This window comes from Dactylosporangium sp. NPDC000244, from assembly GCF_040300725.1.
Taxonomy (GTDB): domain Bacteria; phylum Actinomycetota; class Actinomycetes; order Mycobacteriales; family Micromonosporaceae; genus Dactylosporangium.
Genome location: NZ_JBEPEH010000009.1, coordinates 66,843 through 93,608 on the forward strand (window position 1 = coordinate 66,843; position 26,766 = coordinate 93,608).

The 26,766-nt window shown below is 72.1% G+C and carries 23 protein-coding genes; 10 read left to right on the top strand and 13 right to left on the bottom strand.

Translation table 11 applies throughout. From position 1 onward, the window contains the following. Positions 1 to 13: 13 nt before the first annotated feature. Entirely contained in the window at positions 14 to 817 is an 804-nt protein-coding gene (locus ABT369_RS14455) for a PaaX family transcriptional regulator (RefSeq protein ID WP_350612221.1), read from the bottom strand. 221 nt (positions 818 to 1,038) lie between these two features. Between ABT369_RS14455 and ABT369_RS14460 the strand changes: the two genes are divergently transcribed. Next, positions 1,039 to 1,206: a DUF3117 domain-containing protein gene (locus ABT369_RS14460; RefSeq protein ID WP_081971220.1), complete on the top strand. Its 168-nt coding sequence runs from the start codon at positions 1,039 to 1,041 to the stop codon at positions 1,204 to 1,206. Between the two features lie 112 nt (positions 1,207 to 1,318). Continuing rightward, positions 1,319 to 2,782 carry a leucyl aminopeptidase family protein gene (locus ABT369_RS14465; RefSeq protein WP_350612222.1) on the top strand — a complete coding sequence of 488 codons (1,464 nt, stop codon included), beginning with the start codon at positions 1,319 to 1,321 and terminating at the stop codon, positions 2,780 to 2,782. A gap of 28 nt (positions 2,783 to 2,810) precedes the next feature. On the opposite strand, the gene ABT369_RS14470 is transcribed toward ABT369_RS14465, so the two are convergent. From ABT369_RS14470 to ABT369_RS14480, 3 genes are all read right to left on the bottom strand, one after another. Beyond that, positions 2,811 to 3,839, bottom strand: coding sequence for a 2-oxoacid:ferredoxin oxidoreductase subunit beta (locus ABT369_RS14470; RefSeq protein ID WP_350612223.1), 1,029 nt, complete (start codon positions 3,837 to 3,839; stop codon positions 2,811 to 2,813). Further along, a complete protein-coding gene (locus ABT369_RS14475; protein ID WP_350612224.1) occupies positions 3,832 to 5,679 on the bottom strand; it encodes a 2-oxoacid:acceptor oxidoreductase subunit alpha in 1,848 nt (615 codons plus the stop codon). The genes ABT369_RS14470 and ABT369_RS14475 overlap by 8 nt, the downstream gene beginning before the upstream one ends. A gap of 172 nt (positions 5,680 to 5,851) precedes the next feature. Beyond that, complete coding sequence (locus ABT369_RS14480; RefSeq protein ID WP_350612225.1) at positions 5,852 to 7,294, bottom strand: hypothetical protein; 1,443 nt, start codon at positions 7,292 to 7,294, stop codon at positions 5,852 to 5,854. Positions 7,295 to 7,441: 147 nt separating this feature from the next. On the opposite strand from ABT369_RS14480, the gene ABT369_RS14485 reads away from it, so the two are divergent. Further along, a complete protein-coding gene (locus ABT369_RS14485; protein ID WP_350612226.1) occupies positions 7,442 to 7,831 on the top strand; it encodes an NADH-quinone oxidoreductase subunit A in 390 nt (129 codons plus the stop codon). 21 nt (positions 7,832 to 7,852) lie between these two features. Here the strand turns inward: ABT369_RS14485 and folP are convergent, their stop codons facing one another. Then, positions 7,853 to 8,713: a dihydropteroate synthase gene (gene folP, locus ABT369_RS14490; protein ID WP_350612227.1), complete on the bottom strand. Its 861-nt coding sequence runs from the start codon at positions 8,711 to 8,713 to the stop codon at positions 7,853 to 7,855. A 76-nt stretch (positions 8,714 to 8,789) separates the two neighbouring features. Between folP and ABT369_RS14495 the strand changes: the two genes are divergently transcribed. The 4 genes from ABT369_RS14495 to ABT369_RS14510 are packed head-to-tail and all read left to right on the top strand — an operon-like array spanning position 8,790 to position 10,894. Beyond that, the gene (locus ABT369_RS14495) at positions 8,790 to 9,299 is read left to right on the top strand and encodes a DivIVA domain-containing protein (RefSeq protein WP_350612228.1); all 510 of its coding nucleotides are present in this window, start codon (positions 8,790 to 8,792) and stop codon (positions 9,297 to 9,299) included. Continuing rightward, on the top strand, positions 9,296 to 9,793 hold the full coding sequence (locus ABT369_RS14500) for an SRPBCC family protein (RefSeq protein ID WP_350612229.1): 498 nt from the start codon (positions 9,296 to 9,298) through the stop codon (positions 9,791 to 9,793). The genes ABT369_RS14495 and ABT369_RS14500 overlap by 4 nt, the downstream gene beginning before the upstream one ends. 10 nt (positions 9,794 to 9,803) lie before the next feature. Beyond that, positions 9,804 to 10,376, top strand: coding sequence for a DNA-3-methyladenine glycosylase I (locus ABT369_RS14505; RefSeq protein WP_350612230.1), 573 nt, complete (start codon positions 9,804 to 9,806; stop codon positions 10,374 to 10,376). Between the two features lie 20 nt (positions 10,377 to 10,396). After that, on the top strand, positions 10,397 to 10,894 hold the full coding sequence (locus tag ABT369_RS14510) for a hypothetical protein (RefSeq protein WP_350612231.1): 498 nt from the start codon (positions 10,397 to 10,399) through the stop codon (positions 10,892 to 10,894). 7 nt (positions 10,895 to 10,901) lie between these two features. Here the strand turns inward: ABT369_RS14510 and ABT369_RS14515 are convergent, their stop codons facing one another. Both ABT369_RS14515 and ABT369_RS14520 read right to left on the bottom strand, forming a co-directional pair. Beyond that, positions 10,902 to 13,622 carry a winged helix-turn-helix domain-containing protein gene (locus ABT369_RS14515; protein WP_350612232.1) on the bottom strand — a complete coding sequence of 907 codons (2,721 nt, stop codon included), beginning with the start codon at positions 13,620 to 13,622 and terminating at the stop codon, positions 10,902 to 10,904. Positions 13,623 to 13,873: 251 nt separating this feature from the next. After that, positions 13,874 to 14,095 carry an FmdB family zinc ribbon protein gene (locus ABT369_RS14520; protein ID WP_350612233.1) on the bottom strand — a complete coding sequence of 74 codons (222 nt, stop codon included), beginning with the start codon at positions 14,093 to 14,095 and terminating at the stop codon, positions 13,874 to 13,876. A gap of 55 nt (positions 14,096 to 14,150) precedes the next feature. Here ABT369_RS14520 and ABT369_RS14525 point away from each other — a divergent pair, with 55 nt between their 5' ends. Both ABT369_RS14525 and ABT369_RS14530 read left to right on the top strand, forming a co-directional pair. After that, positions 14,151 to 15,281 (top strand): lytic transglycosylase domain-containing protein, encoded by a 1,131-nt coding sequence (locus ABT369_RS14525; RefSeq protein ID WP_350612234.1) that lies wholly within the window; start codon positions 14,151 to 14,153, stop codon positions 15,279 to 15,281. A gap of 139 nt (positions 15,282 to 15,420) precedes the next feature. Beyond that, positions 15,421 to 16,422 (top strand): GNAT family N-acetyltransferase, encoded by a 1,002-nt coding sequence (locus ABT369_RS14530; RefSeq protein ID WP_350612235.1) that lies wholly within the window; start codon positions 15,421 to 15,423, stop codon positions 16,420 to 16,422. Between the two features lie 393 nt (positions 16,423 to 16,815). Here ABT369_RS14530 and ABT369_RS14535 read toward each other — a convergent pair whose 3' ends face one another. The 3 genes from ABT369_RS14535 to ABT369_RS14545 form a co-directional block, all read right to left on the bottom strand. Beyond that, entirely contained in the window at positions 16,816 to 17,730 is a 915-nt protein-coding gene (locus ABT369_RS14535; protein WP_350612236.1) for a DUF3152 domain-containing protein, read from the bottom strand. A 124-nt stretch (positions 17,731 to 17,854) separates the two neighbouring features. Continuing rightward, positions 17,855 to 19,927, bottom strand: a complete 2,073-nt coding sequence (locus ABT369_RS14540) for a ThuA domain-containing protein (RefSeq protein WP_350612237.1) — start codon at positions 19,925 to 19,927, stop codon at positions 17,855 to 17,857. Then, a complete protein-coding gene (locus tag ABT369_RS14545) occupies positions 19,924 to 22,887 on the bottom strand; it encodes a PQQ-dependent sugar dehydrogenase (protein WP_502891748.1) in 2,964 nt (987 codons plus the stop codon). Before ABT369_RS14545 ends, ABT369_RS14540 begins: the two co-directional genes overlap by 4 nt. Positions 22,888 to 23,014: 127 nt before the next feature. Here ABT369_RS14545 and ABT369_RS14550 point away from each other — a divergent pair, with 127 nt between their 5' ends. Further along, positions 23,015 to 23,662 carry a TetR/AcrR family transcriptional regulator gene (locus ABT369_RS14550; protein ID WP_350612239.1) on the top strand — a complete coding sequence of 216 codons (648 nt, stop codon included), beginning with the start codon at positions 23,015 to 23,017 and terminating at the stop codon, positions 23,660 to 23,662. Between the two features lie 15 nt (positions 23,663 to 23,677). On the opposite strand, the gene ABT369_RS14555 is transcribed toward ABT369_RS14550, so the two are convergent. From ABT369_RS14555 to ABT369_RS14565, 3 genes are read right to left on the bottom strand one after another with little or no spacing between them, the layout of a single operon-like run. Continuing rightward, the gene (locus ABT369_RS14555) at positions 23,678 to 24,610 is read right to left on the bottom strand and encodes an endo alpha-1,4 polygalactosaminidase (RefSeq protein WP_350612240.1); all 933 of its coding nucleotides are present in this window, start codon (positions 24,608 to 24,610) and stop codon (positions 23,678 to 23,680) included. Beyond that, positions 24,607 to 25,233 (bottom strand): spherulation-specific family 4 protein, encoded by a 627-nt coding sequence (locus ABT369_RS14560; protein ID WP_350612241.1) that lies wholly within the window; start codon positions 25,231 to 25,233, stop codon positions 24,607 to 24,609. Before ABT369_RS14560 ends, ABT369_RS14555 begins: the two co-directional genes overlap by 4 nt. Further along, positions 25,230 to 26,672: a hypothetical protein gene (locus tag ABT369_RS14565; RefSeq protein WP_350612242.1), complete on the bottom strand. Its 1,443-nt coding sequence runs from the start codon at positions 26,670 to 26,672 to the stop codon at positions 25,230 to 25,232. Before ABT369_RS14565 ends, ABT369_RS14560 begins: the two co-directional genes overlap by 4 nt. Positions 26,673 to 26,766 lie beyond the last annotated feature (94 nt).

A 26,766-nucleotide genomic window follows, 5' to 3' on the forward strand; every position in this document is an offset into this window, starting at 1 on the left:
GCTTCTCCAAGGGTCAGAGGGTCAGGCAGGCGTCCACGAACCGGTCGGCGGCGGGGCGCAGACGCAGGGCGTGGTAGTCGAAGAAGGCCGCCGCCGCGGTGCCGGCCCAGCGCTCGGGCAGCAGCTGCGGCGGCAGCTGGGGGTCGCGGAAGAGGAACCCGCGCCAGGCGTGGACCAGCGTGAACCGGACCGCGTAGGCCTGCTCGTCGGGCGTGGCCGGGCCGACGGACTGCACCAGCGGCGTGAGGCGCTCGACGAACTCGCCGTAGGCCGCGGCGATCGCGTCGAGGTCCCAGGCTCTGGCGACGAGATGCATTGCTCCATCGGTACCGCCGGAATGCTCCGCAGTAAAGCGGTCGTAGCGCACACCGGCCTCCGTGAGCAGCGCGTCGACGCCCTCCCCCGGGCGCGGGGCGATCCAGGTGGAGCCGTCGACCGAGCCGTAGCCGAGGAATCCGAGGTTCGCCACCAGTCTCGCCCGCGCGCCGCGGTGCGCGGGCGGTTCCAGCGTGATGAGATCGAACCTGCCGGTCCACGCGCTCCCGGGGCCGCCGGGTCGCTGGGTGCGGTAGATGCGGGCACCGGCGGCATCGAGGCGGCGTGCCGCCTTGGGGGTGATGCCGTAGCCGGGGCCGGTCGGCAACCGTAGGGGATGCAGCCAGCCCTGCCGGACCATCCGCGACACCGCGGTGCGGACGGCCGGCGCGGCGATGCCGAGGGGAGCGAGCAGGCGCACGAGGGCGGCGACGGCAGCCCGCCCGCCACGCGGGCGCAGATGGTCGCCGTAGAGGTCAAAGAGGGCGGACCGGGCCTGCATGGCCGCTTATTGTGACAGTTGACCGGCATTTCCCGCCAGGAGTTGTCACAAGGTTCGCGCCCCGGTTTGGGTCTTGGGGCCATCATCAGGGAAAATCATCGGTTGGTGCGTACCTCACGGAGCCTGCGGGTCCGGTCGAGGCTCCGTGAACGGGCGCGCCGGCATGCGGGGACGGCTGTGCCACCTGGTGTCTGGGACATCAGGGAGCGAAGGGAGACAACATGGCGGCCATGAAGCCGCGGACAGGCGACGGTCCGCTGGAGGTCACCAAGGAGGGCCGCGGCATCGTCATGCGCGTCCCACTCGAGGGTGGTGGGCGGCTCGTCGTCGAGATGACCAAGGATGAGGCCAACGAGCTCAGCGAGGCGCTGAAGACGGCCACTGGCTGAGTCTTCCTGCATACGGCTCCGCTTTCGGGTTGACTGGGTTGGGAGGAGCGGCCGGCGTGCGGTCGCTCCCGTTGCTGTGCGCACGAACTGCGCCGGAACATGGAGGGTCTCCTTGCTGGACATCAGGTTCGCCACGGGTCGCGGCTCCTCCGGCGCGGTGGCCGTCGTGGTGACGTCCGGCGACCCCGAGTCCGCCGTCGACCTGCTGCACCTCGGCCCGGCCGACCTGGCCGAGTGCGCGGCGTTCCTGGAGGACGTCGAGCACACCGGGTCGGCCGGCACCGTGCACAAGCTCCCACGGCCCGGGCGCAAACCCTCGCCGCTGCTGTTCGCCGGCATCGGCGAGGGCGACGAGGCCGGCTGGCGGGCCGCGGGCGCGGCGCTGGCCAAGCAGGCGCGCTCCGAGACCTCGCTGCGGGTGCTGGCACCGCAGGACTCCCCGCCCGCCGCGATCCGCGCGCTGGCCGAGGGCCTGTGGCTCGCCTCCTACCGCTTCCGCCTCGCCGACGCCGAGCCCGACCCGCTGCGCCGCGTCACCGTGGCGCTGCCGGCGAGCGACGAGCTCAACGCCGCGCTGGAGCAGGCCCGGGCGATCGTCACCGCCACGACGCTGGCCCGCGACCTGACCAACATGCCCAGCGACCGCAAGACGCCGGCCTGGTTCGCCAAGCAGGTCGTCAAGGCCGCCGCCGGGGTGCCCGGGGTGACGGTCGAGATCCGCGAGCCCGCCTACCTGCGCGAGCACGGCTTCAACGCGATCCTCACGGTCGGGCAGGGGGCCGCGGCCGAGCGCGGGCCGCGCCTGGTCGAGGTGTCGTGGCGCCCCCGCGGCGCGAAGCGGCACGTGGTGCTGGTCGGCAAGGGGATCACGTTCGACACCGGCGGTGTGTGCGTCAAGCCGCTGGCCGGGATGAAGCTGATGCGCAAGGACATGGGCGGCGCGGCCGCGGTCGTGGGCGCGACGCTCGCCGCCGCCGCGATGCGGCTGCCGGTGCGCATCACCGCGCTGGCGCCGCTGGCCGAGAACGCGCTCGGCGCCGACAGCATGCGCCCCGGCGACGTGGTCACGCACTACGGCGGGATCACGTCGGAGATTCTCAACACCGACGCCGAGGGCCGGCTGGTGCTCGGCGACGCGATGGCCTACGCCGTGCGCCGCCTGCGCCCCGACGTGATGATCGACCTGGCCACGCTCACCGGCGCGCAGGGTGTCGCGCTGGGCAAGCGCACCGCCGCGATGTACAGCCACAGCGACACCCTCGCCGACGACCTCGCGGCCGCGGCCGAGGCGTGCGGCGAGTCGGTGTGGCGGATGCCGCTGAGCGAGGACTACGCCGAGGAGATCCGCGGCGACCTCACCGACATCATCAACTCGACCGACATCGGCGCCGGGTCGCTGCTGGCCGCGCTCTACCTGCGCGAGTTCACCGGCCCGCTGCGGGACCGCTGGGCGCACTTCGACATGTCCTCGCCCGCGTGGGCCGACTCCGGCGACGGCGAGCTGACCAAGGGCGCCACGGGCTGGGGCGTGCGGACGCTGACCCGGTGGCTGGAACAGGAAACCGCCGCCGCCTGAGCAGGCGGCGGCGGTCCCGTGCCGAGCGTTACAGGATCGTCCAGGTGTCGCCGCTGTTGAGCAGCGAGGCGAGCTCCTCGTCGGGCGTGCCCTTCGCCTTGGCCTTGGCCGCGACGAGCTGGTCGCGCACGACGTCGTCGTAGGCCGGCCGCTCCACCGAGCGGAACACGCCGATCGGGGTGTTGCGCAGGTCGAGGCCGGGCAGGCGGGACAGCGCGAACGCGTAGGCCGGCTCGGCGACCGACTGGTCGTGCACCACGATCTCCTCGGGCGCGACGTCGGCGGTCGGCACCACGGAGAGGCCGAAGCCGCCGGGCGGGTGGGTGACCGCCCACTCGCCGTCCTTGCCGAACGTGATCGGCCGGCCGTGCTCGAGCCGGATGACGAAGTCGTCGCGGGTCGAGGGCTCCTTGAGGGCGTCGAACGCGCCGTCGTTGAAGATGTTGCAGTTCTGGTAGATCTCGACGAACGCGGAGCCGCGGTGCTCGGCCGCGGCGCGCAGCACCGACTGCAGGTGCTTGCGGTCCGAGTCGATGGTCCGCGCGACGAAGCTCGCCTCCGCGCCCAGGGCCAGGGAGATCGGGTTGAACGGCGCGTCGGCCGAGCCCGCCGGGGTCGACTTGGTGATCTTGCCGACCTCGGAGGTGGGCGAGTACTGCCCCTTCGTCAGGCCGTAGATCTTGTTGTTGAACAGCAGGATCTTCAGGTTGACGTTGCGGCGCAGCGCGTGGATGAGGTGGTTGCCGCCGATCGACAGCGCGTCACCGTCGCCCGTGACCACCCAGACCGACAGGTCCGGCCGCGACACGGACAGCCCGGACGCGATCGCCGGCGCGCGGCCGTGGATCGAGTGCATGCCGTACGTGTTCATGTAGTACGGGAACCGCGAGGAGCAGCCGATGCCGGAGACGAACACGATCCGCTCGCGCGGGATGTTGAGCTCGGGCATGAACGACTGGACCGCGGCCAGGATCGCGTAGTCCCCGCAGCCGGGGCACCAGCGGACCTCCTGGTCGGACTTGAAGTCCTTCGTCGTGAGCTTCAACTGCTCAGGCATTCTTGACCACTTCCTCGAGCACACCCTCCAGCTCGGCCGCGGTGAACGGCAGGCCGCGGACCTGGTTGTAGGCGATGACGTCGACCAGGTAGCGCGACCGGATCACACCGGCGAGCTGACCGAGGTTCATCTCCGGGATGACGACCTTGTCGTAGGACTTGAGCACCTCGCCCAGGTTCTTCGGCAGGGGCGAGAGGTGGCGCAGGTGCGCCTGGGCCACGGCCAGGCCCCGCTGGCGCAGCGCTCGGGCGGCGGCGCCGATCGGGCCGAAGGTCGAGCCCCACCCGAGCACCAGCACGCGCGCGGAGCCGTCCGGGTCCTCGACCTCGATGTCGGGCACGTCGATGCCCTCGATGCGGGCGGCGCGGGTGCGCACCATGAAGTCGTGGTTGGCCGGGTCGTAGGAGATGTCACCGGTCTTGTCGGCCTTCTCGAGGCCGCCGATGCGGTGCTCGAGGCCGGGCGTGCCGGGGACGGCCCACGGTCGGGCGAGCGTCTTCGGGTCGCGCAGGTAGGGCAGGAACGTCTTGCCGTCCTCGCCGTTGGGCTCGGTGGCGAACCGCACCTGCAGATCGGGCAGCTCGTCGACCTCCGGGAGGCGCCACGGTTCGGAGCCGTTGGCGATGTACCCGTCCGAGAGCAGGATCACCGGGGTGCGGTACGTCAGCGCGATACGAGCCGCCTCGAGCGCGGTGTTGAAGCAGTCCGCGGGCGAGCGCGGCGCGAGCACCGCCACCGGGGCCTCGCCGTGCCGGCCGAACAGGGCCATGTTCAGGTCGGCCTGCTCGGTCTTGGTCGGCAGGCCCGTGGAGGGCCCGGCCCGCTGCACGTCGATGATCACCAGCGGCAGCTCCAGCGCGACCGCGAGCGAGATCGTCTCGCCCTTGAGCGCGACGCCGGGGCCGGAGGTCGTGGTCACGCCGAGCGCGCCGCCGTAGGAGGCGCCCAGGGCCACGCCGATCGCGGCGATCTCGTCCTCGGCCTGCACGGTGGTCACGCCGAACTTCTTGTGCTTGCTGAGCTCGTGCAGGATGTCCGAGGCCGGCGTGATCGGGTAGGCACCCAGGAACACGGGCAACCGGGCGCGCACACCCGCCGCGACGACGCCCAGGGCGAGCGCCGCGTTGCCGGTGATGTTGCGGTAGTTGCCCGGCACCATCCGCGCCGGCTTCACCTCGTAGCGCACCGCGAAGTTCTCGGTGGTCTCGCCGAAGTTCCAGCCGGCCTTGAACGCGGCGATGTTCGCGGCGACGAGCTCCGGGCGGGAGGCGAACTTGCGCTCCAGGAACGACAGCGTGGACTCGTGCGGGCGCGAGTACATCCACGACAGCAGGCCCAGCGCGAACATGTTCTTGGCCCGCTCGGCGTCCTTCTTGGAGATCTCGAACGACTCCAGCGCCTTCACCGTCATCGAGGTCAGGCCGACCGGGGCGACGTTCCAGCCCTCCAGCGTGCCGTCCTCGAGCGGGTTGGACGAGTACCCCACCTTGGCGAGGTTGCGGTTGGTGAACTCGTCGGTGTTGACGATGATCGAGGCACCCTTGGGCAGGTCGGCGAGGTTCGCCTTCAACGCCGCGGGGTTCATGGCCACGAGCACGTTCGGCGCGTCACCGGGCGTGAGGATGTCGAAGTCGGCGAAGTGCACCTGGAAGCTCGACACGCCCGGCAGGGTGCCGGCGGGGGCCCGGATCTCGGCGGGGAAGTTGGGCAGGGTGGATATGTCGTTGCCGAGCTGCGCGGTCTCGGACGTGAAGCGGTCACCGGTGAGCTGCATGCCGTCGCCGGAATCGCCAGCGAACCTGATGACCACTCGATCCAGCTGGCGGACCTGCTTGGTCACGTGAGCTGACCTCCTGTGGCGGCGGATGGGTTGTCGTACACCCCTGAGGGTACGTCGGCGTGAACGGCTCGCCTGCGGCGCATATCGCTTCCGCGGCGGCCAAGGTGCGACTTTCGTCATTGCGCGCGGCGCGCTGGTGTGCACCGCGGACGAATACCAACAATGCGGGCGCTCAGTCGTCGTCCTCGTCCGGCCCGGCCCGCTCGCGGTCGCGGAAGCCGGAGCCGGCCACCGGGCCGCTGGGCAGGCGCGGGAGGGTCAGCGATCGGGGGATCGGCGAGCGGGTCAGCGCGGCCGACGGGCCGGTCGGGCCGCCGCTCTGGGCCGGCACCAGCACCACGTCCTCGATCTCGTCGGCGCTCAGCGCGTCGTCCTCGGCGTCGTCGCGCATGCGGCGGCGCACCGAGAACACGACCAGCGCGCCGACGATCGCGACCAGCCCGACGACGCCGCCCACGATCGGCAGGCTGGACATCGTCTCGCCGTCGCCGGACTGCTTGCGCAGGCTGAAGTCGGTCTCGAAGGTCCGCTGGGCGACCGGGGACGGCGGCGCCGAGGTCGGCAGCGGGGCCTCCACGCCGGCCAGCGGGGGCGCGGTGATCTTGTAGTCGTAGCGGGTCTCGATCATGTCCTGGCCGGGCGGCACGAGGTACCCGTGCACCGCCCCGGTCAGCGGCAGCTCGGCGCGGGCGGCGGCGCTGACGGTCATCCCGAAGACGGTCGAGACCTCCTTACCGGCCGCGATGTCACCGAGCTCACACCGGTCCCGGTCGGGGCCGACGCGCTTGTGCGAGCGGCACACGGACGGGAACGTGACCAGATCCACACCGGGTGGCGTGACGATCTCGACCGCGCCCGTGGCCTTGGTCGCGCCGGTGTTGCGCAGGCGCACCGCGAGCTGCAGCGACTCGTCCTGCGGGGCGGCGGCGGCCGGCAGCGGCGGGGCCGAGGTGCTCAGCTCGATGCCGGGCGTCGGCGGCGTGGTGAACGCGAACGAGATCGGGACGATCCGCTGGTACTGCCCGAGCGCGCCGGTGACCTGCCCGAGCCCGATGGTCTTCCAGGCCCCCTGGTCGACGTTCACCTTCACCACGATCTGGCCCAGGCCCTGCTCGGGCAGCGCGCAGCTGAAGCTCAGCGCGGCGGGGGCCACGGCGCAGCCGCCGGTGCCGTACGCGCCGGTGGGCTGGGCCCCGCTCGGCAGCGCGTAGAAGCCGGTGACGGTGTCCTTGCCGACGTTCTCGCCGGTGTTCTTGACCGCGATGACCAGCTCGCCCGAGCCGTCGCCCTGCCAGTACGCGTCGCCGAGCGACACCGTGCTCACGGTCATCTTGAACCGGTGCACGGCCGGCGGCGGAGGCGGCGCGGCGGTCGTCGTCGGCGGGGGTGGCGGCGGGGCCTCGGTGGTGGTCGGGGCCCCGGTGGGCGCGGTGGTCGTCGGCTCCTGCGTCGGGACGTCGGTGGTGGGGGTCTCGACGGGAGCGGTACTGGTCTCGCCTTCGCCCGGCTCCGCGTGCGCCGGCACGGCGAACAGCAGGGCGCAGGCGGCGGCCAGGAGCACGAAGGAGCCGGCCCGCAGCCGCCGTGTGGTTCGGCGGCCCGAGGGTGCTTCCATGAGGGGGTGTCCTTCTGATCTCGTGTCGGGCGGGGTCTCATCCGCCTGGCTTTTTGCCGTCCGGCAAGAAACCTGAAGCACATTATCTAGACAGTTTCACGTTTTCGGCATGTCGGAGATCGTGATGATGCGTGTACGGTGCGTGCCATGAGCGGATATCTGGGTGGATATGCGACGCTCGGGCTCCTGCTCCTGGTCGGGGCCGCGGTGTTCGTCGCCGCGTTTACGGCCAACCGGCTGCTGGGTCCGCGCCGTTCGGCCACCCGGGCGGACAGCATGGACCCGAAGTACGAGACGTACGAGTGCGGGTTGGACCCGGTCGGGGGTGACTGGGCCCAGGCTCAGATCCGCTACTATGTGTACGCCTATCTATACGCCCTGTTCGCCGTGGAGAGCGTGTTCCTCTTCCCGTGGGCGGTGATCTACACCGCGCCCGGCTACGGCGGGGCGGTCGTGGCCGAGATGGCGATCTTCGTGGCCGTGCTCTTCCTCGGCATCCTCTACGCGTGGCGCAAGAACATCCTGCGCTGGACCTGAACCGAGGCCCTACGCGAGGCCCTACGCGAGGCCGCGCCGCGCCACCGACGGCTGGCGATCGCCCCGGATGGCCGCCACGGTGTCGAGCACACGGCGGGTCTCGCGCACCTGGTGCGCGCGGAACACCCGGGCCCCCAGCCAGGCCGAGACCGCCGTCGCCGCCAGGGTGCCCTCCAGCCGCTCCCCCACCGGCAGGTCGAGGGTCTCGCCGATGAAGTCCTTGTTCGACAGCGCGACGAGCACCGGCCAGCCCGTCGCGACCAGCTCGCCGAGCCGGTTGGTGATCGCCAGCGAGTGGCGGGTGTTCTTGCCGAAGTCGTGGGCCGGGTCGATGAGGATGCCGTCGCGGCGCACCCCGAGGGCGAGGGCGCGCTCGGCCAGGGCGGTCACCGTCCGTACGACATCCGCCACCGGATCCGCGAAGGCCGTGCGGTGCGGACGGGTCCGCGGGGTGAGACCGCCCGCGTGGGAGCACACCAGGCCCGCCCCGGTCTCCGCCGCGACCTCGGCCAGGGCGGGATCGGCCCCGGCCCAGGTGTCGTTGATCAGGTCCGCGCCGGCCGCGACGACCTCCCGGGCCACCTCCGCCCGCCAGGTGTCGATCGAGATCACGACCTCGGGGAACATCGCGCGGATCTTCTCCACCGTCGGCAGCGTGCGGCGCAGCTCCTCGGCGGCGTCCACGGTCTCGCCCGGGCCGGCCTTGACCCCGCCGATGTCGACGATGTCCGCCCCCTCGGCGACCGCGGCCTCCACGGCCCGCAGCGCCGCGTCCTCCGCGAAAGTTGCACCGCGGTCGAAGAAGGAGTCCGGAGTCCGGTTGACGATCGCCATCACCGCGTAGTCGCCGTCGGCGAAGCGCCGGGCGCCCAGACGAAACATCGCATGACCTCCGTGTTTCCTACAGATGGGTGTGCCGGGCTCGCCCAGGCGTACTCAGCGTGCCACGATTCCCCCTATGGCTGAGTTCCTCCTGGTGTTGATCGCCGCAGTGGTTGTCGGGGCCATCGGGTTCGGCGTGTCCTTGTTGATCACCGGTGACGACCCCGGAATCGAAGGGCATGAACCCGACGGACGCTCCGTACCACTGCCGTCGTCCCGCCCGCTGGTCGAGGGTGACGTCAACCAGCTCCGGTTCGACACGGTCGTCCGCGGATACCGGATGAACCAGGTCGACACCGCGCTGCGGCGGGCCGGATACGACATCGGCTACAAGGAGGAGCTGATCCAGGTCCTCGAGGCCGAGATCAAGGCGCTCCGCGAGGGCCGCCAGGAGGACGCCGACGCGCTGCGCGACGCCCGCCAGGCCGCAGCCTCGGGCGCCGCCTCCGAGGCCCCGATCGAGCCTCCCGCCGACATCATCGAATTGGGCCCGCGCAAGCCCGCGGCCACGACCACCGATGAGGACGCCCCCGCAGACGCCGACGACGACGCCTCCTGGGACCGTTCCTCCCCGGTGGTGCAGTGACCGCGGACGACTACGCCGAGGCGGAGCGGCCCGGACCCGGCGAGGTGACGGCGACGGTCATCGTCGCCGTCCCCGCCGCCCGGGTCTTCGCGGCCCTCACCGACTGGTCGCGGCAGGGCGAGTGGATCCCGTTCACGACGGTCCGGGTGCTCTCCGGCGACGGCGGCGAGGGCAGCCAGATCGAGGCCGTGACGCAGGTCGGGCCCGCGTCGGTGCGCGACCTCATGCGTGTCGTGAAGGTCGACCCGCCGTTCGAGCTTCGAGTCGTCCACTACGGCAAGGTCCTGCGGGGCCCCGGCGTGCTGCGCTGCACCCAGCTGGGCAAGGACCGCACCCAGGTGGTCTGGCACGAATGGTTCCAGCTGCCGGCGGGCAACGCCGGCAAGGTCGCGTGGCCGCTGCTCTGGCCCGGCTCCAAGGCCGGTCTCACGGCGGCGCTGCGCCGGTTCGCCCGCATGGTGGAGTCCGGACTTTTTGTCGCACCCCCCGAGTAGGTTGCCTGTCATGGGCGACGTGGTGATGGGGGCGGACGGGCTGGCCCGGTGCGGCTGGGGCGCCTCGACCCCCGACTACCTGGACTATCACGACACCGAGTGGGGCCGGGCGGTCCGGGACGACGACGGGCTGTTCGAGCGCATGTCCCTCGAGGCGTTCCAGTCCGGGCTGTCCTGGATCACGATCCTGCGCAAGCGGCCCTCGTTCCGGGCGGCGTTCGCCGGGTTCGAGATCGAGAAGGTCGCCGCGTTCGGGGAGGCCGACGTCGACCGGCTCCTCGCCGACGCGGGCATCGTGCGCAACCGGGCCAAGATCGAGGCGGCCATCGCGAACGCGCGCGCGGCGGCCGAGCTGCCCGGGGGGATCGCGGCCCTGCTGTGGTCGTTCGCGCCCGACCCGCGGCCGGAGCGGCCCGCGGACTTCTCGAAGGTGCCGGCCGTCACACCGGAGTCGAAGGCAATGGCGAAGGAGCTCAAGAAGCGGGGCTTCCGATTCGTCGGGCCGACGACGGCGTATGCGCTGATGCAGGCGACCGGGATGGTCAACGATCACGTGGCCGGGTGTTTCGTCGAGCTCCCGTGAGCGCGTGATGCAATGGCGCCATGGCTAAGTGGGTCGTGGTCGTCTCCGAGGAGCAGTACGCGAACGAGCGGGTGTACGGGGCCGGCGGGCTGAGCGCCCCGGAGCTGGCACCCGGGGACGAGGCGCTGCTCGTGGCCGGCGGCGACGAGCCCGTCGTGTTCGGGCTCGGGCGGGTCGACCAGGACGGGCAGCTGCAATACACGGTGAACCTGCTCGACTCGCCGCTGCCCGCCGGGGGGCTCGCGGCGCGCACCGGCCGGCTCGACGAGGCCAACTTCCTGGCCGTCGCCCGGCAGATCGCCCAGCCGAAGCCCGCGCCCCGGCGCACCTACCTGGTCAGCGTCGACATGCCGATCGAGGCCGCCTCGCCCGGTGAGGCCGTGCGGGCCTTCTGGAGCTACGTGCGCGAGCTCGGCCCCGCCGAGCTGCCCGCGTTCGTGTGGCCCGCCGGGGACGAGCTCGCCATGCAGGCCTACGTCCTCGGGGCCGAGGCCAACCAGGACCCCGAGGAGGAGTGAACGGGCCCTACTCGACCGTCGAGAAGCGGATCGAGCCGGCCATGAGGTCCGGGTGCTCTATGGTCAGCGCCAGCGCCACCGACTCCTCCAGGCTCAGCGCGCCGCCCGCGGCGTAGGCGGTGTCGAAGGCCGTGTCGCCCATCGACCGGCGCAGCTGCGCCTGCTGCTCGGTCCAGAACACGCCGAACGCGCCGATCGAGCAGCGCAGGCGGATGCGCGCCGACTGGGCCGCGCCGAAGAGCCGGGCCGCGGTCGGCAGGTCCTCGGCCAGGGCGCAGCGCACCGCCACCGCGTTGAGGGTCTCGCAGACCCGCAGGTGGAAGCCGTGGGTCATGCGCGAGCGCAGCGCGACGATCAGGTGGTCGTGGGCGGCGACGAGATCGCCGCGGGCCAGCGCGACCATGCCCAGCAGCATGTCCACCGTGCGGCGGCCGCGCTCCAGCGGGCGGCTGTTCTCCAGCGGGCGGGCGCTGGCCAGCAGGTCCGCGGCCTCGTCCAGGGCGCCGCGCCGCCACAGCAGCTGCGCGAGGGCGAACACGGCCGACAGCGCCTCGCCGGCCACGCCCTGCTCATCGGACCAGCCGATGACGTCGCGGGTGAGCCGCTCGGCCTCGTCGGTGCGCCCCATCTCCAGCAGCGGGGCGCCACGGGCCGACAGGATGCGCGCGATCAGGCCCGGATCGCCGGCCCGCCGCGCCGCGGACTCGGCCCGCTGCGAGAACCGCAGCTCCTCGACCGTCTCACCGTCGGCGCCCGCGTGCAGGGAGTGCATGTGGTACGCCGCGGCCAGCTCGGCGTCCGGCACCGGCTCGCCGGTGGCGCTGATGCGCTCGTAGAGCCGGAACAGCCACATCCGGCCCTCGCGGACCAGGCCGCGCTCGCGCCACCACTGGTCCAGCGAGCCGGCCAGGGCCAGCCCCTGCCGGGCGCTGCCGCGGGTCACGGTCCAGTGCAGGGCCGCGCGCAGCTCGTCGGCGAGCGGGTCCAGCGTGTAGAGGGACAGCGTCACCGGACGCCCCTCGTGGTCCAGGTAGGCGTCGTGGGCCGCCTGCAGGCACCAGGCGACGTGCCGCTCGCGCGCCGACTCCTCCTCGCCCGCCTCGAGCAACTGCCGGGCGGCGAACGCGCGGATGGGGTCCAGCATGCGGTACGTCGCGCTGGTGGCCCCCGCCTCGGCCTGCAGCAGCGACTTGTCCACGAGCGTGGCCAGCGGGTCGAGCGGGTCGCCGTCGTGCAGCCACTCGATCGCGGGCAGGTCCACGGGGCTGGCGAAGACCGAGAGCCAGCGCAGGAGCCGGGCCGAGCGCGCGTCGAGGGTGCGGTAGGACCAGCCGACCGCGGCCTGCATCGTGCGGTGCCGGTCCGAGGCCTCGTCGAACGCGGCCGGGGAGCCGGCGTCGAGGGTGCCGAGGACGTCGCCGATGCGGTCCGCCAGCTGCGGTACCGAGAGCAGGCGCAGCCGGGCCGCGGCCAGCTCGAGCGCGAGCGGCAGCCCCTCCAGCGACTTCGCGACGCGGGTGAGGTGCGCGATGTCGCCGGGCTCGACGGGCCGGCCGCCTCGGGCCGCGGACGCGCGGTCCACGAGCAGGGCCACGGCGTCGCTGAAGCCGCCGCCGCTGGCCGCCTCGACCGACAGCGGCGGGATGCGCCAGACGACCTCGCCGGCCAGGCCGAGCGGCTCGCGGGAGGTGGCCAGGACGTAGATCTCGGGGCCGGCCGACAACAGCCGCGCCACGAGCCGGCGGGCCGCGGACAGCTGGGCGTCGGAGGTATCGAGCAGCACCAGGAGCCGGCGGCCGCGGACGTGGTCGGCGATGGTCTGCACGACGGCGCGCCCGGGCTCGGGGCGCAGGCCGAGCGCGGCCGCGACGCTGACGTCGACGAGGTCGGCGGTGGCCACGGCGCTCAGGTCGGCGAACCAGACGCCGTCGCGGAAGCGCTCGACGATCTCGCCGGCCGCCTCGACAGCGACCCGGGTCTTGCCCGCGCCGCCGGCCCCGACGACGGTGACCAGGCGGTGCCGCTGGATGAGGTCGCGCACGGCGGCCCGCTCGGCGGCGCGGCCGATGAAGCGGGTGGTCTGCACGGGCAGGTTGTGCGCGGGCGCGTCGATGGTGCGCGGGCGCGGGAACTGCCGGTCGAGGCCGGGCGCGACGAGCTGGAAGATGCGCTCGAAGCCGTCGAAGCCACGCAGCCGGTGCAGGCCGAGGTCGAGCAGCCACGCGCCGTCGCCGAGCGGGCCGTTCTCCAGGCCCGGGTCGGTCGGGTCGACCGGCGCGGCCGAGGACGACAGGCCGACGTGGGCGGCGGTCGCGGCCGAGCACAGGACCTGCCCGCCGTGAGCGGCGGCGGCGACGCGGGCGGCGCGGTGGACCTCCGGGGAGGTGTACTCCCCGCCGTACGGCTCGGCGAAGCCCGTGTGCAGGCCCATCCGGACCTTCGGGCGGGCGTCGGGGCTCGGCCAGTCGTGAGTGGCGAGCGCGCGCTGGGCCTCGGCACAGGCGGCGAGGGCGCGGGCGGCGTCGGGGAAGGCCACAAAGAGCGAGTCACCCTCGGTGAAGAGTTCCACACCGTCCGCTTTGGAAAGCGCGCGGCGAATCACCTCCCGGTGCTCGTGGAGCACCGGCCGGTATCCCGCACCGAGCATCTGGGCCAGACGCGTCGAGCCCTCGATGTCGGTGAAGAGGAAAGTCACCAGCCCGCTGGGCAGGTGGGTCCGCCCCGACACGTGAAACCTCCGCCTTCCTAATTCAGGCGTGCCCCATATTTCCCCAACCAAGTGGCGCGCGCATCGTAGAAACGGTCGATCCCGGATTGGTCATCCGGGGCGATCCGTGCTGGTCAGCAACGATGAGAGGCAAAGCTTGAGTGGGTTTCGGGTGACGTAACGACAACACTCCGGCAGCGGATGTGGCACAACAGGACACAACATCAAAGCCGTTTCGGCAGTACAAAACGAAACCCACCCGTAACAATGTTTCAGCAACCGCAGGCGCCGCCGCAGCAACCGCCGCCCGGCCTCGCGCCGGAGCCCCCGCTCGGAGCCCCACCCGAGGCCCCGCCGACGGCCACCGTGGACAGCAGCTTCACCGTGTCGTCGTGGCCCGCCGGACAGGCGGTCTTCACATTCGCTTCACGCATCGGGCGTTGCACCTCGAAGGTGTCGCCGCAGGCCCGGCAGCGGTATTCGTAACGTGGCATTCCCACAGGCTATGCCACGTTGGCACATGCCCGGGAATTCGGAATACTCGAACCCGTGGCAAGCGACGACGAGAAGCCGGAGGGTCAGCAGCCGACCACAATGGACACTTCCCCGGCCCCCTCCATCCGGCCCCCCGCCCCCCGGGACCCGGACGAGCGGACGATTCCGGTGGAGATCATTGCGCCGGAGCTGAGCCAGTCCACCGACCCGAAGCCGCCCCATCAGCCCAGGCACGCGGCCGAGGACGGGCGGCGACCCAGCTGGTTCCAGTCGCGGCGGGCGGCGGACGTCTTGGAGGCGCGCCCCGAGAAGTCGGCGCGCGCGGTGGCCCGGCGCGAGTGGTTCGACCGGGTCAGGACCCGGCCCGGCTTCCGGTTCCTGCTGCCCGGCGTGCTGCTGCTGGTGCTGCTCACGGCGGCCGGGATGGCCGGCAGATACGTGGTGCCCGCGGCGGCCAAGCCGCGCGTGGACGCCTCCGCGTCCGGGGCGACTCCGGGCGGTACCAACGGCGTCCCCCCGATCACGGGAGCGCCGGAGACCGGCGAGGCCCCGCGGCCCGAGGACCCGTCCGCGTCGCCCACCTTCAGCCCCCCGGCCGGCGTCCACCAGCGCCCGGCCGACGTCTACGGCGCGTGGGCGGGCACCCGATCGGTGCGGCTGAACATCCCGGTCGTGGCGCTGCAGGCGTACGGCTACGCGGAGGCGGTCACCGCGCGCTCGACCCCGAAGTGCCACCTGACCTGGACGACCCTCGCGGGCATCGGCAAGATCGAGTCGGACCACGGCCAGACCAACGGTTCGGTACTGCAGGACGACGGCCGCTCCGTCCCGCCCATCGTCGGGCCGCCGCTGGACGGGCAGAACGGGCGGCAGTCCGTGGCCGACACCGACCAGGGCGCGCTGGACACCGACCGGACCTGGGACCGGGCGGTCGGGCCGATGCAGTTCCTGCCGGCGACCTGGAAGCAGTACGGCCTCGACGCCGACGCCGACGGAGTGATCGACATCAACGACATCGACGACGCCGCGCTCACGGCGGCCGCGTTCCTGTGCGACAACGGGCGGGACCTGGCCACGCTGGAGGGGTGGAACGCGGCGATTCACGCGTACAACGTGCCGGAGGAGTACCGGGCGGCCGTCTTCAACGCCACCAACGACTACGGGCGCAAGGACCGGCAGAGCTAGGCTCCCGCCCCTCCCGGCCGGGCCTGGCCTCTTACGGGGGCCTCGACGTGGGCGGCGAAATCGGCTCTCAAGGTAGATCAATGCCACGCTCTGCGCTCTGGTACTTCCGCTCAGCCACAAACAAGGGCAGGCTTAGGGCGTGAAGGTGCGCGAGTGGGACCCAGGGACCGCCCCCGCGGCCGAGCTCGAGGCGGTCCTGCGGGCGCTGAACGACATCGTGACGGTCGATGTGCCCGAGGACCCGCCGTGGCGCGAGACCATGTTCCGGGAGTATCTCGCCGTCACCATGCCGGGTGAGCGGCGCACGTCGTGGCTGGCCACCAGCGACGGCGGGGAGATCCTCGGGCACGCGAGCCTGCTCGCGCTCGAGGACATCGGAGTGCTCGAGCTGTCGGTGACCCCGAGCGCCCGCCGGGGCCGGGTCGGCACCGCGCTGCTGGCCGCCGTGGCGCGCCGCGCCGCCGAGGAGGGCTTCGAGTCCGTCGGCGTCGAGGTGATCGGCGGCACCCCGAGCGTGAAGTTCTTCGAGGCGCACGGGTTCGAGTGCGCCTTCATCGAGATGCGCAACCTGCTCGACCTGGCCGGCGTGGACTGGCTGCGGCTGGGCGAGATGGCGGCGGGGATCGGCGCGGGCTACCGCATCGAGTACTACCCCGGCGGCCCGCCCCCGGAGCTCTACGCCGGCTACGCCGCGGCCAAGGAGGCCGCTCGCGCCGCGGTCATCGACGACCTCGCGCTGCGCCCGAGCTCGTACGACTCCGAACGGCTGGCCGCGAGCCTGCGCACCCTGCACGCGCGGGGGCTCAAGCCGTACATCGTGCTGGCCGTCCACGAGCAGTCCGAGACGATCGCGGGCCTGACCGAGGTCGTGGTGCCGGCCCAGCGCCCCACGCGCGCGGACCAGTACGACACGATCGAGGTCCCGAGCCACCGCGGCTACGGCATCAGCCGCGCGATCAAGGCTCGCATGCTGTTCGAGCTGCGCGCGGCCGAGCCTCACCTCCTCGACGTGCAGACGTGGAACGCGCTGGAGAACGAGCCGCTGCTGCAGGTCAACGCCGAGCTGGGCTTCAAGCCGGACCGCGAGTGGCGCGAATACGAGGCCGACGTCGTCGACCTCCTGCGCCGGCTCAAGAGCTGAACCCTCCAGCTGAATCCGTCGCCAGACAGCCAACCAACCAACCAGCTGAACCCGTCGCCACCGGGCCGCCGAGCAAACGCCAGCGGCCCGCCGAGCGCCAACTGCCGCCCGGGTCGAACGGCTCAACCCGCCGCCGCCGTGCCCAGCGAGCCCAGCGAGCCGGTCGACGCATCCCAGAACCACGTCGGCCAGCGGCGGCAAGCACCTACACCCGCCCGCCAAGCAACCGCGTCACCCGGCAGACCAAAGCATCCGCACCGCCCGGCCAAAAAGGACCGCGTCGAAACACGGATCGGCCGTTGCGCCCGCCTCTCATTTCAAAACTCATTCTAGCCGACGCCGAAAAATCCCCACGCGGATCATGACTCAGGGTGAAGGCGCGTCACCGCACTGTCAGCTCGCCGCCCACGGGCCCGTCACGAAAGTGCCGTCCGTGGTAAAGGGGAACGCGTTGGGCTTGCAGCCGTTCAAGGCGATCGTCTGCGTCTGCATCACCGGCGCCACCTGCCCCGAGCCCGGGCACTTCATGTGGTCGAAGCCCAGGAAATGCCCCAGCTCGTGCAGCACCGTCATCGCGTGGAAGTCGATCCCCGCCGGGAAGCCGTCGATGCCCTTCAGCCAGCGCCGCAGGTTCAGCAGGATCGTCTTGCCGTAGCGGCAGGAGTAGATGCCCTGCGTCGTCACGCCGACGGCCTTGCAGAGCTTGTCCACGGTGCCCGGCGTCGCGAGTTTCAGCGTCACGTTGTAGTCGGAGCCGCTCACCCGCTGGAACTTCCAGCTGGCCCCGCTGATCTTGTTCGGCTCGTAGGTCACGGGGTGCTCGGCCGACTTCGTCCAGCCGTCCGGCGACGCTATCGCCCGGTCCACCTCGGTCGCCAGGGTCTCGGTCGTCCAGACGGGATTGCTGCCCCAGTTGATCCCGTTCTCCATCTCGACGCGGTACTTCACCAGCGTCGCCGCGTCCGCCGAGCCGACGACGTCGGTGCCGCCCGTCGCCACGGTGAACGTTCCGCTCGCGGTGTTGGGCACGCCGTCGTTCGTGTTGGCCTTGCCGCCGCCGGTGTCGCCGCCGGGGTTGACCTTCTTGACCGTGGTCGAGGGCTTCGGGGTGGCGGACTTCTTCGGGGCCGGCGCAAGCTCGCCGACGCCCTCCAGCTGGCCCACCGGGAAGGGGTCGGAGCTCGACGGCGCCTCGAACGACGCGGCCGCGTCGGCCGGCGGGGACGACGCCGCGTTCGTGCCGCAGCCAGCCAGCACGGAGAGTAGCGCCACCGTCAGCCCGATGTGTCTCGCTCTGGTCCCCAGCACGCGCCGAGCCTAGGGGAACTTCCCCGGCGATGCTGCCCCCCGATGGAATCCATCACGGTAAGCAACGCAAGGGCGGGGACCGCACGTCTTTGTACAGTCCCCTCCCTCGAAAACCGTCAGAACATCAGGCCGGCAGGGTCCACTTCTGGGCGCCGGTGCCGTTGCAGGTGTAGAGCTGCACGGCGGTGCCGTCGGTGGAGACGCCGCCGGTCACGTCCAGGCACTTGCCCGACTGCGGGTTGCGCAGCGAGCCGTCGGCCTGGGCGGCCCAGTTCTGGGCGCCGGAGCCGTTGCACGTCCACAGCTGGATCTTGGTGCCGTCGGCCGAGCCGCCGCCGGAGATGTCCAGGCACTTGTTCAGGGCCCGCAGCGTCTGGCCCGACACCGTCCAGTTCTGGGCGCCGGAGCCGTTGCAGCCGTACAGCTGGATCTGCGTCCCGTCCGCCGTGCCCGCGCCCCGCACGTCCAGGCACTTGCCCGCGAGGCCGCGGACCGGGCCGCTCGCGACCGTGGTGCCCTTGACGAACGTGAAGTCGTCGAGGTCGAACAGGCCGGTGCCGGTTCCCGTGAACGTCAGGTACACGTTGGCCGTCCCCGCGGGCACGCCGGTCAGCGGGGCGCTGACGTCGGCGTACGTGTCCCAGCTGCCCGTGTTGGGCACGGTGACGGTGCCCAGGATCGGGCCGGTGGTCGAGCCCGTGCGCACCTGGATCTGGCCGCCGGGCCCGCCGGAGACGACCCGGGCGCGCAGCGAGGTCGAGCCGCCGATGTTCAGCCCGTTGTACGCCGCCCAGTCCCCCGGATCGATGTACCCGAGCGTCTGGCCGTTGTGCGCGCCCGCCTTCGTGTAGGGCTGGACCCCGCTGGCGGAGCTGAACAACTCCGCCTGCTGGGCGTCGTCCGCCGAGCGCAGGCGGATGTTGCGGAACGAGACGTTGTCGCCCGCGCCGTGGTTCTGGATGCCGATGTACCCGTCGAGGTTGCGGGCCGGGTCGGTGTTGGTGAAGTCGTTGATCAGCGTGCCGTTGAGGTACACCCGGATCCGCTGCCCCTCGACCGAGATCTCGTAGGTGTTCCACGCGCCGGGCGGGTTGAGCGCGGCGTCGCGGGCGGCGATGTTCGCGGACTGGAAGTTGTAGATCGAGCCGGTGGTGTGATCGGGCGTGTCGGTGGCGTCGATCTGGATCTCGTACCCCTGGTTGATCGCGATGTTCGGGTCGTTGCCCGGGTTCGGGAACCCGACGTAGACGCCCGAGTTGCTGTCGCCCGTGATCCGGAAGTCGGCCTTGAGCGAGTACGACGTGCCGAACTGCTTCGCGGAGTACCAGTACAGCCCCAGGCCGCCGGTCGAGCTCAGGGTGGCGTCGGCGTTGGTGAAGCCGCCCGGGCCGGCCTGCGACCAGCCCGTCGTGGAGCCGTTGTAGAGCGCGGTGTAGCCGGTCTCGGGCCGGCAGTCGGCCTGGGCCCGCTTCGAGGCGTACCGGATGCCGCCCAGCAACTGGTTGCGGAAGTTGCCGTCGGCGTACGACTCCTGGGTGTGCCCGAACCCGGTGTAGAACGACCGTCCACTGTCGATCGTCTTGCACCAGGTGATCGGGTGGTCGGCGCCCATCGAGCCGCCGGAGTACGACGACTCGTCGAGGGTGGCGAGCACGTGCGCGGTCGCGCGCGGGTTGGTCTGGTAGTTGTACAGCTCGTCGGTGCGGGTCCAGACCTGCGGCAGGTGCGCGGTGGCCGGGTTGGCCCGGTCCTCCGTGCGCGAGTTGACCGGCTGGATCGCGGGGTGACTGGCGAACCAGGCCCCGACCAGCTGGCCGTAGAAGGGCCAGGAGTATTCGGTGTCGGCGGCCGCGTGGACCCCGACGTAGCCGCCGCCCCCTCGGATGTAGGACTCGAACGCCGCCTGCTGGGTGTCGTTGAGCACGTCGCCGGTGGTGCTCATGAACACCACGGCCTCGTACTGGGCCAGGTTCGCCGTCGTGAACGCGTTCGCGTCCTCGGTGGCGGTGACGGTGAAGTTGTTCGCCGCGCCGAGGTCGCGCACGGCCTGGATGCCGGCCGGGATCGAGTCGTGGCGGAAGCCCGCGGTCTTGGAGAAGACCAGGACGTCGTACGGCGGGTCGGCGGCCTGCGCCGGGGCGGCCACCAGCAGGCCGGAGACCAGGATCGCGGCGAACGTCAGTGCACGGAGCCTCATGGCAGGGTCCACTTCTGCGCGGTGGTGCCGTTACAGGTGTAGAGCTGCACGACGGTGCTGTCGGCGGAGTTCGCCCCGGCCACGTCGAGGCACTTGCCGGAGGCCGGGTTCTTCAGCGAGCCGTCCGCCTGGAGCGCCCAGTTCTGGGCAACGGTGTTGTTGCACGTCCACAGTTGCACCTTGGTGCCGTCCGCGGTCGCGCCTCCTGAGATGTCCAGGCACTTGCCGAGCACCTTGAGCTGCTGGCCGGCCACGACGACGACCTGGGCGCCGGTGCCGTTGCAGGTGTAGATCTGCATCTGGGTGCCGTCGGTGGAGCCGGCCCCGCGGGCGTCGAGGCACTTGCCCGCGAGCCCCTTCACCGGCCCGACGCCGTTGCCGCCGGCCCCGGTGACGAAGGTGAAGCTGTCGAGGTCGAACAGGGCGCCCGTGGTGCCGCCGGAGAAGGTGAGGTACAGCGATGTCGTCCCGGCCGGCGCGTTGGTGATCGGGCCGCTCACGGTCGTGAACGTCTCCCAGGAGCCGGTCACGGGCACCGTCGCGGAGCCGATCACCGTGCCGGTCGGCGAGCCGGTGCGCAGGGTCAGCGTGCCGCCCAGGCCGCCGGAGGACACCCGGGCGCTGAACGAGGTCGCGTTGTTCAGCTTGTACGGGTCGAAGCCGATCCAGTCGCCGTTGTTGATGTTGCCGACGGTCTTGCCGCCCTCGGCGGACGGCTTGGTGATCTGGTCGACGCCGAGGAAGGACTTGAAGAACTCGCCCTGCCGGTAGCGCGGCGCCATGATGCTCTGCGCGTGGACGGTGAGCCCGCCCTTGTCCGTGTACTGCGCGTCGAAGATCGGGAAGATGTTCGACGCCGAGTCGTGCTCGCCGTCGACCGGGATGTTGATCGTGCCCGCGCAGCCGGTCTGCGAGGTGATCGCGTGCGCGTGCTGGTCGTGGCCGAGCACGTAGGTCATCGTCACCTTGCTGCAGTCGATGGCCCCGTCCTCGGGGTCGGTGACGGTGACGCTCCACGGCACCGAGTCGCCGAACGACACCAGCTGCCCGGGCTTGGGCCCGTTGATGACGACCGTCGGCGCGGTGTTGCCGACGCTGATGATCACGCCGGCGGTGCCGATGGCGCCCTGCGGGTCCTTGGCGGTGAGGGTGACCGAGTAGGTGCCGTTGGCGGTGTACGTGTGCGACGGGTTGGCGGCGGTCGAGGTGCCGCCGTCGCCGAACGTCCACGAGTAGGTGAGGGCGCCGCCCTCGGGGTCGGTGGAGCCCGCGGAGGAGAAGTTCACGGCGAGCGGGGCCGAGCCGGAGGTGACGTTCGCGCTCGCGACGGCGGTCGGGGCCCGGTTGCCACCGGCGCCGACGTAGTCGTAGCGGTAGAGGGCGGAGTTCTGGTCGCCGTTGAAGTAGCCGGTGCCGTAGTCGAGGACGTACAGCGCGCCGTCGGGGCCGAACTGCATGTCCATGACCTGCTTGCCGTTCCACGGGAAGTTGTCGATCGCCCCCGGGGAGCCGTCCGCATTGATCTTGATCGGCTTGATCCAGCCGCGGCCGAACTCGCCGGCGAAGAAGAGCCCGTCGAGGGACTGCGGGAACTTCGTGGTCGACGGGTTGGCGGCGTCGTAGTGGTACACGGGACCACCCATCGGCGACTCCGAGCCGCCGCCGAACTCGGGCGGGCTGCCCGCGTCGCCGCCGTAGCGGATCCACGCCGGCTTGGCCGGGGGCAGGGTGGTCAGGCCGGTGTTGCGGAACGAGTTGTTGGTCGGGCCGCCGGCGCAGTTGTACTTCGCGCCCGTGGAGTTCGTGGCGAAGTTCCACTCGTTGTAGGTCTCGGTGCTGGTGTTCGTGCCGGTGCAGTACGGCCAGCCGTAGTTGCCGGGCGCGGTGATCCGGTTGAACTCGACCTGCCCGGACGGGCCGCGGTTGGGGTCGGTGGCGCCGGCGTCGGGGCCGTAGTCGCCGACGTAGACGATGCCGGTGGCCTTGTCGACGGTCATGCGGTACGGGTTGCGGAAGCCCATCGCGTAGATCTCGGGCCGCGTGTTCGCGGTGCCGGGGGCGAAGAGGTTGCCGCTCGGGATCGTGTACGTGCCGTTGGCGGCGACCTTGATGCGCAGGATCTTGCCGCGCAGGTCGTTGGTGTTGCCCGCGGAGCGCTGGGCGTCGTAGGCGGGGTTGCGGTCGGTGCGCTCGTCGAGCGGCGAGTAGCCGGCCGAGTCGAACGGGTTGGAGTCGTCGCCGGTGGACAGGTACAGGTTGCCCGCGGCGTCGAAGTCGATGTCGCCGCCGACGTGGCAGCAGATGCCCCGGTTGGCGGGCACGTCGAGGATGTTGACCTGGCTGGCCATGTTGACGCTGAAGTCGGCGTTGAGCGTGAAGCGGGACAGCCGGTTGACGCCCGTCCACGTGGTCCAGGTGGCGGCGGTGCCGGTGGCGGGCGCGTCGCCGGCCGGGGTGGACAGCGGCGGGGCGTAGTACAGGTAGATGTACCGGTTGCTCGCGAAGTTCGGGTCCGCGGCGACGCCCTGCAGCCCCTCCTCGTCGTGGGTGTAGACGGGAATGTTCGCGATGACGGTGGTGGTGCCGCCGGCGTCGGTGCGCCGCAGGGTGCCGTTGCGGGCGGTGTGCAGCACGGACCGGTCGGGCAGCACGGAGATGGTCAGCGGCTCGCCGACCTCGGGCTCGCCCTTGGCCAGGGTGACCTGCTGGAAGTCCGCCGCGTTGATGGCCGCGGCCGCGGGCGTGGCGGGCGCCGCGGCGAGGGTGAACGCGGTGGCGGTGAGGCTGGAAGCGACGAGGATCAGGGCGGCAGCTATTGGCCGCCATCGATGCCCGGAGGGTTGCTGGTTCACGGTGTCCCTTCCTGACGTGGTGAGGTGCCAGGCAGGGCGCGCGCCGTCGCGCCGGATGCCGGAATCGACCCCGCGGCTCCGCCGCATCCGGTGCCGAGCCGGATACATTGATGAAACGCGCTGGTGTCGTGGGGGACACACTAGGGTCTTTAGCTACGGCTGTCCATACTTTGCAACTTCGATGCCTTAACTTTTGCTGGAACAAGAAAAAGGCTCCCGGCCATATGCTGTAGCCATGGGGGCTCAGGGTGCTTTGCGCAAGGACGCCGAGCGCAACCGCCGGCTACTGCTCGAGACCGCCAAGGTGGTCTTCGCCGAGCGGGGGCTGGAGGCGCCGCTCGACGAGATCGCCCGCCGGGCCCGGGTCGGCAACGCCACGCTCTACCGCCGCTTCCCCAGCCGCGGCCACCTCGTCGCCGCGGTGTTCACCGACGCGCTGCAGGAGGTGGTCGACGTGACCGAGCGGGCGCTGCGGGTCGAGGACCCGTGGGCGGCGTTCGCCGGGCACCTGACGTTCCTGTGCGAGGTGCAGGCGGGCAGCCGCGCGTTCGCCGACCTGCTGATCGCGACCGTGTCGGGGGTGCCGGAGCTGGAGAGCCTGCGCGGGCGGGCGTTTCGCGGGCTGACGGCGCTCGTCGACCGGGCCCGGGCGGCGGGCGTGCTGCGGCCGGACTTCCAGCCCGAGGACGTCGTGCCGATGCTCATGGCCAACGCGGGGCTGGTGGAGCGGACCGCGCAGAGCGCCCCGACGGCGTGGCGGCGCCAGCTGGGCTACACCCTGGCCGGGCTGCGCGCCACGGCCGAGACCCTGGAGGTGCCCGCGGACCGGACGGGAATCCTGCGGGCGATGCACAACCTGGCCGAGCGCAGCGGGCTCAGCTGACGGCGAGGGGACCGGCTAACAGGTCTCGCGCCAGGCGTCGAGGTCCATCTTCTTCTTCATCGAGGAGAACCGCAGGGCCTTGGTCTTGGCGCAGAAGGAGCCGGTCGAGCCGTCGTACTCGACGTGGAAGACCGGCTTCCCCGCGCCGGTGAAGACCTTCAGGGTGTCGCACTCGTCGTAGCGCGCGCACTCCTCGTTCACGGCGAAGTCGAAGGCGGGCGCGAGCGCCGCGGCCTGCTCGACGTCGTTCTTGAGGCCCACGCCGAGCCCGGCGCGGTGGGCGAGGTCGGCCACGCGCCGGTTGAAGGTCAGCTGGTCGGCGGCGGTGAGCGGGAAGCCGCTGTTGTTGCTGTAGCCGTCGACATTGTCGGGCTCCACCGCGTCGAAGCCCTTGTCCTTGCACTGCTTGAACCGGGCCGACAGCAGCGGCTCGAGCACGTCCCAGCGCCGGATGTCGAGCCACTTCTCCCCCGGCCAGCCGTCGAGGCCCTTGCCCCGCACCGACTCCGGGAAGTTCCTGGCGTCGGCGCGGAAGTCCTCGTGCGCGCCCACGTTCACGTAGCAGATGACGTGCCGGCCCGCGGCCTTGAGCGCGGCCACGTCGGCGGCCGAGGTGTTGGCGCCGTCGACGTCGTAGACCTCGGCCGGGACGGACTTGTCCAGCGCCCCGGTGAGCTGCCACTGCCAGGTCAGCCCGACCGCCGGCTTCCACCAGCCGCCCGCGGGCGGGGCCGCGGGGCCGGACGGGCCAGCCGACGCCGGCGGGGACGCCGGCGCGGAGCCGAGACCGTCCGCATCGGACGGTCCGGCGCCCCCGGTGGCGGGGCCGTGCGAGCCGTCCCCGCCGATGTCCCGGCCGTGCTGGTCCCCGCCGGTGCAGGCGGCCGCGTAGAGCACGGTCACCGCGACGAGGCCGAGCAGCAGGGCGCGCAGCCGGCGGGAGATCACCGCGCGGCGGCCCGGGCCCGCAGGGAGCTGGGGACGCCCTGGTACGGCAGCGGCGCCGCGAGGTCCGTCACCAGCCCGTGCCCGGCCCGGCGCAGCAGCAGCGCCGTCGCCTCGCCCAGCCGCGCCGTCGGCACCCCGTAGACGAGGTGCGCGGCGTTGGGCCAGTCGCGATCGGTGGCCGGCTGCGCGGCGTAGGACTCCCATGGCCCCTCGAACGTACACACCACGTCGGCGAGGGCCGCGTAGCCGGGCAGGCAGCGGGTGCCGGGGTTGAGCACGACCGAGCCGCGCACCGCGCGCACGACCTGGGTCACGTAGGCGAGCCCGGCCGCGTCGGAGGGCACCTGGTCGAAGAAGATGCCGCCGACCGGGTACTGCGACCAGCCCACGATGTCGCACCAGACCTCGCCGTTGGCGCGCTCGCCGTAGCCGAGGTCGACGTAGCCGAGCATGCGCACGCCGGCCTCGTGCAGGCGCGCGGTCGTCTCGGCGTAGACCTCGTCGCGGCCCGCGCCGGGTCCGTTGTGGACGTTGACGATCGTCCAGCAGGCCCCGCCGCGGGGCAGGCAGTCCCACGCCTCGGGGTCGGTCAGGGGGTGGACGTACAACGGCAGCAGCATCATTCTCGGTAACTCTCCGGATCGCGCAGGACGAGCGCCGCGACGGCGAGCCCGGGCAGAGCGGCCCCGAGCAGCGTCGCGACGGCGAGGGTTTCGGTGAACGTGGGCGCCACGTGGACCAGGGCCGGCGCCCAGTGCCCGACGCCCGTGACGAGCAGCGCCGGCCACCACACGACGATCGCGGCGGTGCCGGCGCGGCCGTGCGAGGCGAGCACCAGGCACAGCGCGTAGACGGCCATGAGCAGCACGGCCGCGGCGAAGGACTGCCCGCGCGCGAGCAGCCCGAACCAGACGGCCCCGGCGATGGCCGCGCCCACCACGACCGGGACGGCGAGCACGGCGACGGTGCCGGCGCTGATCCGGCCGAGCCGGCGGTCGAAGGCGAACCGGTCGGCCAGGTCGGCCCGCGCGGACGCGATCCGCCGCTGGTGCCACACGAGGGTCAGTTCCATCAGCGGTACGCCGAGCAGCAGCGGCACCGCCGCCAGCGGCACCCGGTGCGGCGCGATCCCGTCGAGCGCGACGGTGCGCAGCAGCGCGGCCTGCCCGGTGCCGACGAGCCCGTAGAGGGCCGCGTAGCCGATGTCGTGCCGCCACGAGCGCCACCGCCGCCGGGTGAACTTGCGCGGAGACCGTTCCCGCAGCACGGGCAGGTAGGCGACCCCGACGAGCACGGCGACGCAGGCCAGCAGCCAGGACACGCTCAGGCCCCAGCCGAGCCCGGCCGTCGCCACCCAGCAGGGCACGACGGCCCCGATCACCATCCGCTCCCGGTTGGTCACCAGGGTCACCGCGGCCACGGCGAACAGCGCGAGCTGGACGGCGGCCACGACGTAGGCGCGGGCGCCGGTGCCGATCAGCACCAGGCCCCACAGCGCGGCCAGGGCGAGGAAGCCGGCCCCGAGCAGCCGCGCGGCCGCGGTGCGCCCGCGCTCGGACAGTGCCCGGTAGCCCAGGTACGACAGCGCCTGCCCGCCGCCCCACCCGAGCATGAGCGTGCCGGTGGTGGCCAGCCCCGGCACACCGTCCACTTCGGACGACGCGCCGACGCCGATGACGAGCGGGGTCAGGTAGATCAGCGCGCGCAGGAGGGTGTCGGCGACGGCCCGGCCCGCGCCGGGGCCCTCGGGCGGCACCGGGCGGATCTGCTGGGTGTCGGCCGCGTCGAGGGTGCGTGCGACCACGCGCCCGGCGAGCGCGAAGACGGACGGGGCGCCGTACTCGCGGTCGGCGACCCGGTCGTTGATGCCGTTGGCCTCCAGGATGGCCGCGATCTCGTCGATGTCGACGGCGCTGAGGCAGTCGTCGCGCATCTTGTCCGCGAGCGCGGCGACCGGGTCGGCGGCGACCCGGCCGACGTAGCGCAGCGGCTCCGGGCGGTCGAGCTCGCTGGGCCGGGCCCGCCGCTGCGCGGGCACGATCACCAGCGAATCACCGCTCACGCCGGCACCTCCGCTTCGCTCCGGCACCGGCGCGAGGCCCAGCTGCGTTCATGGTTCGCGGCCACTCCGCTTCGCTCCGTACCGCTCACGCCGG